The sequence below is a fragment of the Massilia cavernae genome (genome assembly GCF_003590855.1).
In the GTDB taxonomy this organism is placed as follows: Bacteria; Pseudomonadota; Gammaproteobacteria; order Burkholderiales; family Burkholderiaceae_D; genus Telluria_A; species Telluria_A cavernae.
The window spans coordinates 24,993-35,941 of record NZ_QYUP01000192.1 but is presented as its reverse complement, the minus strand read 5'-3'; the positions used below and the strand labels follow the sequence as shown (position 1 = coordinate 35,941).

At 61.8% G+C, this 10,949-nt stretch carries 9 protein-coding genes and 2 pseudogenes; all 11 read left to right on the top strand.

The annotated features are described in order from the left end of the window. On the top strand, window positions 1-278 hold a 278-nt coding region (locus tag D3872_RS24110; protein ID WP_119813140.1), incomplete at its 5' end, for a DUF502 domain-containing protein. 20 nt (window positions 279-298) lie between these two features. Further along, window positions 299-2,096: pseudogene (gene aspS, locus D3872_RS24105) on the top strand (aspartate--tRNA ligase). A gap of 104 nt (window positions 2,097-2,200) precedes the next feature. Beyond that, entirely contained in the window at window positions 2,201-2,659 is a 459-nt protein-coding gene (gene nudB / locus D3872_RS24100) for a dihydroneopterin triphosphate diphosphatase (protein ID WP_119813139.1), read from the top strand. 84 nt (window positions 2,660-2,743) lie between these two features. Then, window positions 2,744-2,986: a DUF4160 domain-containing protein gene (locus D3872_RS24095; protein ID WP_119813138.1), complete on the top strand. Its 243-nt coding sequence runs from the start codon at window positions 2,744-2,746 to the stop codon at window positions 2,984-2,986. Then, window positions 2,961-3,239 carry a DUF2442 domain-containing protein gene (locus tag D3872_RS24090; protein WP_119813137.1) on the top strand — a complete coding sequence of 93 codons (279 nt, stop codon included), beginning with the start codon at window positions 2,961-2,963 and terminating at the stop codon, window positions 3,237-3,239. The genes D3872_RS24095 and D3872_RS24090 overlap by 26 nt, the downstream gene beginning before the upstream one ends. Before the next feature lie 102 nt (window positions 3,240-3,341). Further along, window positions 3,342-4,160 carry an endonuclease/exonuclease/phosphatase family protein gene (locus D3872_RS24085; protein ID WP_119813136.1) on the top strand — a complete coding sequence of 273 codons (819 nt, stop codon included), beginning with the start codon at window positions 3,342-3,344 and terminating at the stop codon, window positions 4,158-4,160. Window positions 4,161-4,182: 22 nt separating this feature from the next. Further along, complete coding sequence (gene clsB, locus D3872_RS24080; protein ID WP_119813135.1) at window positions 4,183-5,343, top strand: cardiolipin synthase ClsB; 1,161 nt, start codon at window positions 4,183-4,185, stop codon at window positions 5,341-5,343. Window positions 5,344-5,348: 5 nt separating this feature from the next. After that, window positions 5,349-5,723 (top strand): RNA-binding S4 domain-containing protein, encoded by a 375-nt coding sequence (locus D3872_RS24075; RefSeq protein ID WP_119813134.1) that lies wholly within the window; start codon window positions 5,349-5,351, stop codon window positions 5,721-5,723. 259 nt (window positions 5,724-5,982) lie between these two features. Continuing rightward, window positions 5,983-6,582 carry a TetR/AcrR family transcriptional regulator gene (locus tag D3872_RS24070; RefSeq protein ID WP_119813133.1) on the top strand — a complete coding sequence of 200 codons (600 nt, stop codon included), beginning with the start codon at window positions 5,983-5,985 and terminating at the stop codon, window positions 6,580-6,582. 52 nt (window positions 6,583-6,634) lie between these two features. Beyond that, on the top strand, window positions 6,635-8,437 hold the full coding sequence (locus D3872_RS24065; protein ID WP_119813132.1) for an acyl-CoA dehydrogenase C-terminal domain-containing protein: 1,803 nt from the start codon (window positions 6,635-6,637) through the stop codon (window positions 8,435-8,437). 15 nt (window positions 8,438-8,452) lie between these two features. Beyond that, window positions 8,453-10,861: pseudogene (locus D3872_RS24060) on the top strand (3-hydroxyacyl-CoA dehydrogenase/enoyl-CoA hydratase family protein). The last annotated feature ends 88 nt before the right edge of the window (window positions 10,862-10,949 follow it).

The following is a 10,949-nucleotide window of genomic DNA, read 5'->3' as shown; positions in this document are numbered from 1 at the left end:
ACGCCGACAGCTACACCATCGCCTTCCTCACCGGCGTGCCGGGCGGCGACGTGAAGAACCACCTGCAGGGCGACTTCGTCAGCGTCTACGTGCCGACCACGCCGAACCCGACTTCCGGCTTCTTCCTGATGATGGAACGCTCGCGTGTCGTCGAACTGGATATGAGCGTCGACGCGGCCCTGAAATACATCGTCTCGATGGGCGTCGTCGCCCCCGAGCAGACACCGATCAAGAAAACTGAAGGCGCGCTGCCAGCGTCCACCGAACAACCAACCTAGACTGAAAAATTATGTCCTCCATGCGTACACACTACTGCGGCCTCACCACTGAAGCGCTGCTGGGCCAAACCGTCAGCCTGTGCGGCTGGGTACACCGTCGCCGCGACCACGGCGGCGTGATTTTCATCGACCTGCGCGACCGTGAAGGCCTGGTGCAGGTGGTCTGCCATCCGGACAACGCCGACGTGTTTCAAGGCCGCCGAGCATGTGCGCAACGAGTACTGCCTGCGCATCACCGGCGTGGTCAGCAAGCGCCTGGAAGGCACCGCGAACCCTAACCTGAGGTCGGGCACCATCGAAGTAGTGGCGTCGCAGGTGGAAGTGCTGAACGCATCGGTGCCGGTGCCGTTCCAGCTGGACGACGACAACCTGTCCGAAACCACCCGCCTGACCCACCGCGTTCTCGACCTGCGCCGTCCGCAGATGCAGAACAACCTGCGCCTGCGCTACAAGGTGACGATGGAAGTGCGCAAGTACCTCGACAACCTGGGCTTCATCGACATCGAAACCCCGATGCTGACCAAGTCGACCCCGGAAGGCGCGCGCGATTACCTGGTGCCGTCGCGCGTCAACGCCGGCAACTTCTTCGCACTGCCGCAGTCGCCGCAGCTGTTCAAGCAGCTGCTGATGGTGTCGAACTTCGACCGCTACTACCAGATCACCAAGTGCTTCCGCGACGAAGACCTGCGCGCAGACCGCCAGCCTGAATTCACCCAGATCGACTGCGAGACCTCGTTCCTGACCGAGCAGGAAATCCGCGACATGTTCGAAGACATGATCCGCGTCGTCTTCAAGAACACCCTTGGCATCGAACTGCCTAACCCGTTCCCGGTCATGGACTTCGCGACCGCGATGGGCCTGTACGGTTCGGACAAGCCGGACATGCGCGTCAAGCTGGCCTTCACCGACCTGACCGAAACGATGAAGAGCGTTGAGTTCAAGGTGTTCTCGGGCGCCGCCAACATGGAAGGCGGCCGCGTGGTCGGCATGCGCGTACCGCAGGGTGGCGCGATGCCGCGTTCGGAAATCGACGCCTACACCCAGTTCGTCGCGATCTATGGCGCCAAGGGCCTGGCCTACATCAAGGTCAACGAAAAGGCGAAGGGCCGTGACGGCCTGCAGTCGCCGATCGTCAAGAACCTTTCCGACGAAGCGCTGGCACAGGTGCTGGAACTGACCGGCGCCGAAGACGGCGACCTGATCTTCTTCGGCGCTGACAAGGCGAAGGTCGTGAACGACGCGATCGGCGCGCTGCGCGTGAAGATCGGCCATTCCGACTTCGGCAAGAAGGCCGGCCTGTTTGAAGACACCTGGAAGCCACTGTGGGTTGTCGACTTCCCGATGTTCGACTACGACGACGAGTCGGGCCGCTGGACCGCGACCCACCACCCGTTCACCGCGCCGAAGGACGGCCACGAAGACATGCTCGAGACGAATCCGGGCGCGTGCATCGCCAAGGCCTACGACATGGTGCTGAACGGCTGGGAGCTGGGTGGCGGTTCGATCCGTATCCACCGCGAAGAAGTGCAGAGCAAGGTATTCCGCGCGCTGAAGATCGACGCTGAAGAAGCGCAGCTGAAGTTCGGCTTCCTGCTCGACGCGCTGCAGTACGGCGCGCCACCGCACGGCGGCCTGGCATTCGGCCTGGACCGCATCGTGACCATGATGACCGGTTCCGATTCGATCCGCGACGTGATCGCCTTCCCGAAAACCCAGCGCGCCCAGTGCCTGCTGACCAACGCACCTTCCGAGGTCGACGAGAAGCAACTGCGCGAACTGCACATCCGCCTGCGTAACGCAGAGCCGAAGGTAGCGTAATAGCACGCTAAGTATGGGCTCCCGCGTGCGCGGGAACGACGGCTTTGAAACCGTCGTACCCGCGAAAGCGGGTACCCATACTGAGCAAGCCCGACCCGCGCCCCGTGGACAAACCCCACAAAATCCCCGAATCAGTCCTGGTCGTGATCCACACGCCCGACCTGGAAGTACTGCTCATTGAGCGCGCCGACCGCCCCGGCTTCTGGCAATCGGTGACCGGCTCCCTCGACACCAAAGACGAACCGCTGATCGACACCGCCGCGCGCGAACTGTTCGAGGAAACCGGCATCGCCGCCGACGGCAAGCACATCGTGCTGCGCGACTGGCACCTCTCCAACATCTACGAAATCTACCCGGTCTGGCGCCACCGCTACGCCCCCGGCGTGACGCACAATACCGAGCACGTGTTCAGCGTCTGCGTGCCGCGCAACATTGAAATCGCCCTGAGCCCCCGCGAGCACCTGCAATACGCCTGGCTGCCATACCTCGAAGCGGCCGACCGCTGTTTTTCGTCGTCCAACGCCGAAGCCATCCTCCAACTGCCAAGGCATTTTCAGTCCTGATTCAGGTGGCACGGTTGACCCGTGCCAAAACGATTTCTGACTACACACATTACGCTACCTTTTTAGTGCGATGCTGGTGAACGTATGCCTACGCTGATTGTCACCACGGGATATCGTTTTTATTTCTTTAGTCATGAGCCTGGCGAACCTCCCCACATTCACGTTGAGGGAAGCGGACACTCGGCCAAATTCTGGCTCGGTGAAGTCATCTGCGCGCGAAATTACGGCTTCAGCCCGGTTGAACTCAGAAAAATTGAGCGTATTATTCGCGTGTATCGGAACGATTTTCTCAGGAAGTGGAATGAATTCTTCAATCGCAGACGCTGATGAGCGGGTTCGAACAGTGGATTTTTCGGATACCGATATTCATGTGGAACTAATGGATGGGCGTAGGATAAGCGCGCCACTGGAATGGTATCCCCGCTTGGCATCGGCAACGGCTGAACAGCGCAGGTCATGGAAAATCTGCGCGGCCGGATACGGCATCCATTGGAGCGCCTTGGACGAGGATCTGAGCACTGAAGGCTTGTTACGCCAGCAGCCTTCGCCTGAATACACGGCGCGCAAGACCCGCTTCTGAGGCTCTATCTCGATCTTCAGGGCGGAGTATCCCCATCGCGCACCCGCGCACGATAGACATAGTTGCAAAACAACACCGACTTGATGGGGTTAGAATGGCCCCATGAAAATTCGTGTAGCTACTTACAACATTCATAAAGGCGTATCGTCCTTCCGGACTCAGCCCCGCGTGCACGCGTTGAAAAAAGCGATCACGCAGTTCGACGCCGATGTCGTATTTTTACAGGAAGTTCAAGGCCGTCACGACCAGTTGACGGCACGCTACGGTGAGGAAAGCCGCGGCCACCGCAACTGGCCGGCGCGTGCCCAGCACGAGTTTTTCGCCGGCGACTCCCACCACTGCGCCTACGGCATGAACGCGGCATACGACCATGGCCACCATGGCAACGCGCTGCTCAGCCGGTTCTCCATCGCCAATGAACGCAACCACGACGTCTCCGACCACGCCTACGAACAGCGCGGCATACTGCACTGCGTGCTCGACACGCCGAAAGGCAAGATCCACTGCTACGTGATCCACCTCGGCCTGTTCGAGGCGGGCCGCGGCCGCCAGACCCAGGCCCTGATCGAAGCGGTCAACGAATCGGCGCCCAACGGCGAACCGGTGATCATCGCCGGCGACTTCAACGACTGGCGCAACACGCTCAGCGCCAAGCTGCGCAAGGAGCTTGGCGTGGCGGAAGTGTTTGACGAGCTGAGCGGCAAGAACGACTCGGCCATCGGCAAGCTGGTCAACAAGATGGCGGGGCGCGAGCCGGTCATCACCCCGGCGCGCACTTTCCCGGCCGCATTGCCGTGGTTCCGCCTGGACCGCATTTATGTGCGCGGCTTCAAGGTTGAGTCGGCGCTGGTGTTGCATGGTACTTTATGGGCAAAGCTGTCCGATCACGCTCCTATCGTGGCGGAACTGAAGCTGTCCTGAGTTCGTGCAACCCTAACCTCCAATGCGCCCGGTTCACTTCGTACCCAACAACGACATCCAGTTGCTCGAAAGCGGGATCGCACTGTTCCCCGCGATGCTGGCCGCGATCGACACAGCGCGCAACGATGTTTTTTTCGAGACCTACATTTGGGGCAGTGACGACATCGGCTCTTCCGTCGAAGAGGCCCTGGTCCGCGCCGCTCGCCGCGGCGTGCGCGTGCGCGTGGTGCTGGACTGGTTCGGCACCGGCCGCCGCACCGCCACGCGGTTGCGCATGCGGTTCGCCGAGGCGGGCGTGCGCTACCGCGTGTTCAATCCCTGGTTCAAGCGCGGCGTCACGCGCACCCACCGCAAGCTGGCCGTTATCGACGGCGACGTCGCCTTCGTCGGCGGCATCAACTGCAACGACGACTGGTTCCGCGACTATGGGCCCGCGACCCGCCTGCCGGCGCCGCGCTGGGACTTCGCGGTCGAGGTGCGCGGGCCGCTGGTGGCGCAGATCCACCTCGAGATGCAGGTACAGTGGGCGCGCGTAGGCCACCTGGGCATCGTCAACCGGATCAACCTGTTCCGCGAAATGCGCAAGGCCGAGCCGCCCGGCGGCGACACGCCGATGCTGGCCGCCTTCGTGGTGCGCGACAACCTGCGCAACCGCCACACCATCCAGCGCGCCTACCTGCATGCGATTGGCCGCGCCAAGAAAAGCGTCCTGCTCGCCAACCCGTATTTCGCGCCCGGCCACAAGTTCCGCCGCGCGCTGGCGATGGCCGCCAAGCGCGGCGTCGAAGTACGCCTGCTGATCGGCGTCGGCGAGATATGGCTGCAGGACATGGTGGCGCGCTCCTTTTACCCCAAGCTGCTGGCCAGCGGCGTGCAGGTGATCGAATACCGCAAGACCCAGCTGCACGCCAAGGTGGCGGTGATCGACGACGACTGGTCCACGGTTGGCTCCAGCAACTGCGACGGCCTGTCGCTGTTCCTCAACCAGGAAGCGAACGTGGTGGTCAGGGATCATGCCTTCGCGGCCAGCGTGCGCGCCCACATCGAACGCGGCATGGCCGACGGCGTGCTGGTGCACAAGGACGACTTCGCCCACGTCGGCTGGATTCGCCGCACCGGCTATGAGGTGGCGTATCTTTTGTATAAACTGACCATGCGGATTTTCGCAATTGGCTATGCATGAGGACTATGGATAACGTTCGGATCGACAAATGGCTGTGGGCGGCGCGCTTCTTCAAGACGCGCTCGCTGGCGACGGATGCGGTGGACACCGGCCGCGTGAAGCTCGGCGGCGACCGCATCAAGCCGGCGCGAGTGGTGAGGGTGGGCGACAAGCTCACCATCGACAACGGCTCGGATGCGTGGGAAGTGATAGTGGTCGACATTTCGGACAAGCGGGGCGGGGCGCCGGTCGCGCGCGGCTTGTACGACGAGACCGAGGCCAGCATCGTCAAGCGCGAGAACGACGCGCAGGCGCGCAAGATCTACCGCGAGCCGGCCAGCACTATCAAGGGCCGGCCGACCAAGCGCGACCGCCGCCAGTTGGGCCGCGCCAGCGAGTAGTTTGAACGGCGGCGGATACGCCCGCCGTGGTAAGTTATTGGGGACAAACCCGTAGGGCGGATAAGGCCAAAGGCCGTATCCGCCGAACACCAGCAACATCGCAATCCCATTCCTGCATCACCCCGTTTTTCGTTGCGCACTATCAATAGAACCTGTCCTCTAAGTTCTATGTTTGACATTTCACTGCCAGTGGATAATAGTACGAGCGTTCGGATTTTCAACCTGATGGGTAAATCTTATTAATACTTCAGTCAAATTCATGCGCAAGGGCGAGCTGACCAGGGCCGCCATTCTTGACGTCGCACTCGACCTGTCCAGCCGTGACGGACTCGAGGGCCTGACGATTGGCCTGCTCGCAGACAAGATGAACATGAGTAAGTCTGGCGTGTTCGCGCACTTCGGTTCGCGCGAGGACCTGCAGTTGGAAGTGCTCAAGCTGTACCACCACCGCTTCGAGCAGGAAGTCTTCTATCCTTCGCTGAAGGAGCCGCGCGGCATCGGCCGGCTGAAGGGCATGTACACGCGCTGGATCAAGCGCGTCAGCGTAGAAATCGCGTCCGGCTGCATCTACATCAGCGGCGCGGTCGAATACGACGACCGCCCGGGCCCGATTCGCGAGGAGCTGGTCGCGATGGTACAGGCCTGGCAGAACGCGCTGCTGCGCTGCGTGAAGCAGTGCATCGACGTGGGCGACCTCAAGCCGGACGTCGATCCGCAGCAGATGGTCTACGAGATGTACGGCATGATCCTCGCCCTTCATCACGATGCGCGCTTCCTGCGCATGCCGGGCAGTGTCGAGCGCGCGCGCCTTGGCTTCGAACGCCTCATCCAGAACTACCAGAATCCACATAAAGCCTAAGCGCAGCAGCACGCGCCCGCAGTCATTAAAACTTAGTCGTCAGGAGAAAATCATGGGTCAGTACGTCGCGCCAATCCGGGATATGCAGTTCTTGTTGCACGAGTTCCTCAACGTTTCCGAGGAATTGAAGCAGATGCCGAAGTTCGAAGATGTCGACGCCGACATCATCAACCAGGTGCTGGAAGAAGGCGCCAAGTTCACGCAGGACGTGCTGTTCCCGCTGAACCATTCGGGCGACCGCGAAGGCTGCAGCTTCGACGCGGCCACCAAGAGCGTCACCACGCCAAAGGGCTTCAAGGAAGCGTACAAGGCGTACGTCGACGGCGGCTGGGCGGCATTGGCGTGCGACCCTGAATACGGCGGCCAGGGCCTGCCTATCGTGTTGAACAACTCGTTCTACGAGATGCTCAACTCCTCCAACCAGGCATGGTCGATGTACCCCGGCCTGTCGCATGGCGCCTACGAGTGCCTGCTGGAGCACGGCACCGACGAACAAAAGAAAACCTACCTGCCAAAGCTGGTCTCGGGCGAGTGGACCGGCACCATGTGCCTGACCGAAGCCCACTGCGGCACCGACCTGGGCCTGCTGCGCACCAAGGCGATCCCGCAGGACGACGGCTCGTGGAGCATCACCGGCTCGAAGATCTTTATCTCCGCCGGCGAGCACGACATGTCCGCGAACATCCTGCACCTGGTGCTGGCGCGCGTACCTGACGCGCCGGAAGGCTCGAAGGGCATCTCGCTGTTCCTGGTGCCGAAGTTCCTGCCGAACGCAGACGGCACCGTCGGCGAGCGCAATGGCATCGCCTGCGGCGCGATCGAAGAAAAGATGGGCATTCACGGCAATTCGACCTGCCAGATGAACCTCGATAACGCCAAGGGCTGGATCATCGGCCAGCCGAACAAGGGCCTGAACGCGATGTTCGTGTTCATGAACGCTGCCCGCCTTGGCGTCGGCATGCAGTCGCTGGGCCTGACCGAAGTCGCGTACCAGAACGCGCTGGTATACGCAAAGGACCGCCTGCAGATGCGCAGCCTGTCCGGTCCGAAGGCGCCTGACAAGCCGGCCGACCCGATCATCGTTCATCCCGACGTGCGCCGCATGCTGCTGACCGCGAAGGCCTACGCCGAAGGCGCGCGCGCATTCTCGTCCTACGTGGCGCTGCAGATCGACCGCGAACTGAACCACCCTGACGAACAAGTGCGCAAGGACGCGGCCGACGAAGTGGCGCTGCTTACTCCGGTAATCAAGGCCTTCATCACCGACAACGCATGGATCGCCACCTCGGAAGCGATGCAGGTGTACGGCGGCCACGGCTATATCGCCGAATGGGGCATGGAGCAGTACGTGCGCGACGCGCGCATCAACATGATCTACGAAGGCACCAACACCGTGCAGTCGCTCGACCTCCTGGGCCGCAAGATCCTGATGGACAACGGCGCCAAGCTGCGCAAGTTCGGCGAGAAGATCAAGGCCTTCGTCGAGGAAAACGGCACCGACGAAGCGCTATCCGAGTTCATCACCCCGCTGGGCGAACTGGGCGACAAGGTCACCAAGATGACGATGGAAATCGGCATGAAGGCCTTCACCAACCAGGACGAAGTCGGCGCGGCAGCGGTTCCTTACCTGCGCGTCGTCGGCCACCTGGTGTATAGCTACTTCTTCGCGCAGATGGCGAAGATCGCACTGGCCAAGACCGAAGCCGCCGAAGCAAAGGGCGACAACTTCTACAAGGCCAAGCTGGCGACCGCACGCTTCTACTTCGCACGCCTGTATCCGGAAACCGCGATGTTGATTCGCCAGGCGCGCTCCGGTTCGGGCAACCTGATGGCTCTCGACGCAGATCTGTTCTAAGAATAAGGAAAGACCATGACCAATTTCAACGTTAAAAAAGTAGCCGTGCTCGGCGCCGGCGTGATGGGCGCGCAAATCGCAGCCCACTGCGTCAACGCCAAGGTACCGGTCGTCCTGTTCGACCTGCCAGGGAAGGAAGGCACGCCAAAGAACGGCATCGTCCTGCGCGCCATCGAGAACCTGAAGAAGCTGTCCCCGGCGCCTTTCGGCGACAAGGAAGACGCAGGCCTGATCCAGGTCGCCAACTACGAGGATAACCTCGACCAGCTGGCCGATTGCGACCTGATCATCGAAGCGATCGCCGAGCGCATGGACTGGAAACACGACCTGTACAAGAAGGTCGCACCGCACATCGGCGCCAACGCCATCTTCGCGTCCAACACCTCCGGCCTGTCGATCAACAAGCTGGCCGAAGGCTTCGACGCCGACCTCAAAGCGCGCTTCTGCGGCGTCCACTTCTTCAATCCGCCGCGCTACATGCACCTGGTCGAACTGATCCCGACCGAAGCCACCCGTCCGGAAATCCTCGACCAGCTCGAGACCTTCCTGACCTCGGTGCTCGGCAAGGGCGTCGTTCGCGCCAAGGACACACCTAATTTCATTGCGAACCGTGTCGGTATCTTCGGCATGCTGGCCACCATCCACGAAGCCGAGAAGTACGGCCTGTCGGTGGACGTAGTCGACGACCTGACCGGCGCAAAACTTGGCCGTGCCAAGTCCGGCACCTTCCGCACCGCGGACGTTGTCGGCCTGGACACCATGGGCCATGTGATCAAGACCATGCAGGACAACCTGCAGGACGACCCGTTCTTCAGCGTGTACAAGACGCCTGAAGTGCTGGCCAAACTGGTAGAGAAAGGCGCGCTGGGCCAAAAGTCCGGCGCGGGCTTCTACAAGAAAGTCGGCAAGGACATCCAGCGCCTCGACTTCGCGAGCGGCGAATACGTCGCCGGCGGCGGCAAGGCAGCGGACATCATTGGCCGCATCCTGAAAGAGAAAGACCCAGTCAAGAAATTCAAGGCGCTGCGCGAATCGACCAACCCGCAAGGCCAGTTCCTGTGGGCGATCTTCCGCGACGCTTTCCACTATATCGCCTACCACCTCGACACCATCGCCGACAACGCGCGCGACATCGACTTCGCCATGCGCTGGGGCTTCGGCTGGAGCGTCGGCCCGTTCGAAACCTGGCAAGCCGCTGGCTGGACCCAGATCGCCGAGTGGGTGAAGCAGGACATCGAAGAAGGCAAGGCGCTGACCAACGCACCGCTGCCAGCGTGGGTATTCGCAGGCCAGGTAGCCGAGAAGGGCGTTCACACCGCTGAAGGTTCCTACTCCGCCAAGTCGAACAGCTACGTGCCACGCTCGACGCTGGACGTGTACAAGCGCCAGGAATTCCGCGCGCCGGTACTGGGCAGCGGCGGTGTGGACGCGAAAACCGCCGGCACCACCGTGTTCGAAGACGACTCCGTGCGCCTGTGGCATTCGGGCGATGAAGTGCTGGTCCTGTCGCTCAAGACCAAGATGCACGTCATCGGCAGCGGCGTGATCAAGGGCCTGCAGCGCGGCTTGGAAGAAGCCGAGAAGGGCTACAAGGGCCTGGTCATCTGGAACACCGACGCAGCCGATGGCGGCCCATTCTCGGCCGGTGCGGACCTGCAGGAATCGCTGCCGCTGTTCATGCAGGGCGGTTCCAAGGCGCTCGACCCGATCGTCGCCGAACTGCAGAACACCTTCATGAAGCTGAAGTACTCCAACGTGCCTGTGGTGGCTGCGGTATCCGGCCTGGCGCTGGGCGGCGGCTGCGAACTGGCGCTGCACGCATCGAAGCGCGTGGCCGCGCTCGAGTCGTACATCGGCCTGGTCGAGGTCGGCGTGGGCCTGATCCCTGCGGGCGGTGGCCTGAAGGAAGCGGCAGTGCGCGCGGCGCGCGAAGCCAAGGGCAACGACATCCTGCAATTCCTGAAGACCGGCTTCACCAACGCGGCAATGGCCAACGTGTCGAAATCGGCACTGGAAGCCAAGGCGATGGGCTACCTGAAGGAAGATGACGTCATCGTGTTCAACCCGTACGAACTGCTGCACGTGGCGAAAGTGACCGCGCGCCGATGTCCGACGCAGGCTACCGCGCGCCGATCCAGCTCCTGTGCCGCGTCACCGCCGCTACGGCTGGGCGACCGTCCGCGGCCAGCTGGTCAACATGCGCGACGGCGGCTTCATCTTCCGACACGACTTACAAAGCTGGGCGGACTGATCGCCGAGAAATCTGAGCGGCCGGCGACATTCCGACCAGGGCAAGCATGGTCAGCGAGCAGTGGCTGCTCGACATGGAACGCAAGGCATTCCTGGAACTGCCTGAACAACCCTAAATCGCAAGAGCGGATCATGGGCATTGCTTCAAGACTTGGCAACCGGTCTCGCAACTGATCGCCGCAGAACACTTAGGAGAAAATTCATGAGCAAACAACTTCAAGACGCATACATCGATCGCCGCGGACCCGCCACCCGATCGGCA